This window comes from Megasphaera sp. DJF_B143 (genome assembly GCF_900320625.1).
Taxonomy (GTDB): Bacteria; Bacillota; Negativicutes; order Veillonellales; family Megasphaeraceae; genus Megasphaera; species Megasphaera hexanoica.
This window is the reverse complement of the sequence record NZ_ONTA01000212.1, coordinates 1-3,323: the sequence shown is the minus strand read 5'-3', so window position 1 is coordinate 3,323 and position 3,323 is coordinate 1. Positions and strand designations below refer to the sequence as shown.

Annotated in this window: 1 protein-coding gene; it reads left to right on the top strand. The window is 49.6% G+C overall.

Going from position 1 to position 3,323, the window contains the following annotated elements; all coding sequences use genetic code 11:
* Positions 1–3,073 (top strand): carbamoyl-phosphate synthase large subunit (gene carB, locus DBO31_RS06460; RefSeq protein ID WP_150824734.1); only part of this gene is annotated, 3,073 nt, incomplete at its 5' end.
* Positions 3,074–3,323 lie beyond the last annotated feature (250 nt).

Sequence of the window (3,323 nt, the reverse complement as noted above, 5' to 3'; positions counted from 1 at the left end):
CGTTGATTCCAATCCGGCAGCAGTTGTGACGGATCCATCTGTAGCAGATCATACTTATATTGAACCACTCAATGAAGAATGCCTGACGCGGGTGATTGAAAAGGAACGGCCCGACGCACTATTGCCCGGTATGGGCGGGCATCTTGCCATTCGTGTATGTGCCGGATTAAATAAAAAGGGAATCCTGGCACAATACGGAGTCCGTATTGCCGGCATACCGATGAATATTGTCGAAGGCGGAGAAAACCACATCGCATTTAAAAAGTCCATGGATGAATTGGGACTTCAGACTGCCCGGAGCATTGTCTGCTCCAGCGTCGAGGAAGTCCTGGCGGCGGCAGGTAAAATGGAATATCCCGTCGTACTCCGCCCTGCATATACATGTGGAGGCAGCGGAAGCGGCATAGCAGAGGATGAACCGTCGCTCCGGGCGCTTTGTGCCCGTACTCTGCAGTCCGGCCAGGCCCGGCAGGTCCTGGTTGAAGAGACGCTGACCGGGTGGAAAGAATTGGAACTGGTGGTGCTCCGTGATGCGGAACATACCGTTGTGCCGGTGTGCTTTATGGAAAATCTGGACCCTGTGGGAATTCATACGGGGGATTCTGTTTCTGTGATTCCTATGCTGACTGTTCCGGAGGATGTACAAAAGGAAATTCAGCGTCAGGGAACCTTAATTGTGGAACATATGGGAATCATCGGCTGTGCTGATATAAAATTTGCCTGGAATCAGCAGGATGGCCGCGTAACTGTCATCTCCTTCAATCCACGGATGTCCCGTTCTTCTGTACTGGCTTCAAAGGTGACGGGGGTTCCCGTTGCCAGCATTTCAGCCAGACTGGCATCCGGTCTGTTACTCCGGGAAATCCCCTGTGCGGACTGGGGAACGATGGATCAGTATCAGCCGGGGCATGGCCCGATAGCGGTAAAATTCCCGCGCTGGGATTTCCATCCCTATGATGGCGCCAAAGACATACTGGGAACGCAGATGCGGTCCATCGGTGAAGCGGTGGCACTGGGGAGAACCTTTAAAGAAGCATTGCAAAAAGTTGTCTGCTCGCTGGAACAGAACCGGTACGGGCTGGGCCAGGATGAAATGTTCATGGCAATGACCCCGGATGAATTGATGCGAAAGTTAGCTGTTCCTTCATCGGAACGATACTTTATGATGTATGAAGCGCTTCGCAAGGGAGCTGCCCCGGAAGAAATACAAAAAATAACACAGGTTCATTCCTGGTTCATTACACAGATTAAAGAATTGGCGGATGAAGAAAATGCCCTCAGAGAATTGAAGGGGGCAATTCCCTCTGATGCGGTACTGGTACAGGCCAAGAAAGATGGATTTTCCGATGCCTGTCTGAGCCATATTCTGGAGGTGCCGGAAGATGCAATCCGCATACACCGGCAGTCGATTGCTCTGACGGAAAAATGGCAGGCTGTTTCCGTTAACAGCGCTATGCGGCAGACGGGCTGTTTTTCTACATACAATGGAGAAAATCAGCATACCGTACGGCAGGGGAAACCTAAAATTATCGTATTGGGGAGCGGTCCTGAACGTATTGGCCAAAGCGGGGAATCCGATTATGGATGTATCCGGGCTATGGCAGCGTTGAAAAAATCAGGATTTGAAACCATTATGGTCAATTGTGATCCGGCAGCTGTATCGACTGGAGAGGATGCTGCAGATACGGTGTATATTGAACCGCTGACAGTCGAACATGTACTGGAAATCTGCCGTCATGAAAAACCAGTCGGCGTCATCGGCCAGTTTGGAGGAAGGGCAGCAGAAAAACTTATAGTGGCTCTGCAGGCAGAAGGCGTGCATATTCTGGGAACGGACCCGGGCAGCCTGAATCTTGCCGGGGACTGGCACCAATTCCAGGACATGATGAACAAGATCGCTGTTCCTGTGCCAGAGTCTGGTTCAGCTGTCCAGCCAGAGGATGCGTTGCATGTAGCAGAACAGATAGGATATCCGGTGGTGCTGCATATAGGTGATTCCAAGACCATCATTCATGATCCGGCCACTCTGGAAACGGCGATGAAAAAGGCTGGTATTACGGCTGACTACCCTGTATATCTTGATCGTTTCCTGCACACGGCGCTGAAATGTGAAGCCGATGCCGTAAGCGATGGCAGACACGTATTTATACCGGCGGTCATGGAGCATATTGAACTGGCAGGGATTCACTCCGGAGATAGTGCCTGCGTCATTCCAAGCCGTCATATTGCCGGAGAAGCACTGAAGCAGATTCAGAAATATACGGAAAAAATAGCAGTGTCTTTCCACGTTATGGGGTTAATGAATATACGATATGCCATTGAAGATGACCAGGTATATGTCCTGGAAGTCAATCTGGGAGGGTCGCGTACGATGCCCCTGGTTTCCAAGCTATGCCATATCCCCTTGCCAGAACTGGCTGCAGAAATCATGACGCTGCCACTGACAGGGAAGGAATCGCCTGTTCCTTCGTTAACAGAAAGACATATTCCCTTTTATGGAGTTAAGGAATCCGTATTCCCGTTTGATATGTTCCCGGAAGTAGACCCCGTATTGGGACCGGAAATGCGTTCTACGGGTGAAGTATTGGGACTGGCAAAGACATCAGGTGAAGCGTTCTATAAGGCAGAAGAAGCGGCAGGGGGAACACTGCCTCTGGAAGGAGCTGTACTTATTTCCGTCAGTGATGCTGATAAACCCTATATCGCTGCAATTGCACAGGAATTCGCCGAAGATGATTTTGCTATCTATGCGACGGATAAGACATTTGAACTGCTGCAGGCGGCGTGTATCCCGGTCAAACGGGCGAACAAGTTGGGAGAAGGCAGCCCGAATATAGAAGACCTGATTGCCGATGGTACGGTTCAGATGGTAATCAATACGCCATCTGTGCGTAAAGATGCAGCTGATGATGATGGGGCCCTGCGTAAAGCAGCCGTCCGGGCTCATATTCCCTATGTGACTACCATTGTCGCGGCCAGAGCCAGCGTAGAAGGCATGCACCGCATGATTACTCATGGGCGCAGTCCCGTATTGTCATTGCAGGAATGGCAGCATACTATTACGGATAAGTGAAAAAAGAGGAAAATTTAATTATCAATTAAAGGAAGGGGCTGCTGTATTTTTCACGATACAGTGGCCTCTTTTGCTGTATAATGGCCTTGTCAGAGATAAATCAAAAGAAATGTCAAAAAAATTAGATTTTTTACTTGACATCGAACGAAGGATTTGGTAAGATATACAAGTCGTCGGGAGACAACAGAAACAAAGACGACGAGATGACCTTTGAAAACTGAACAATGCAACATACGAATGAACGCCAGAT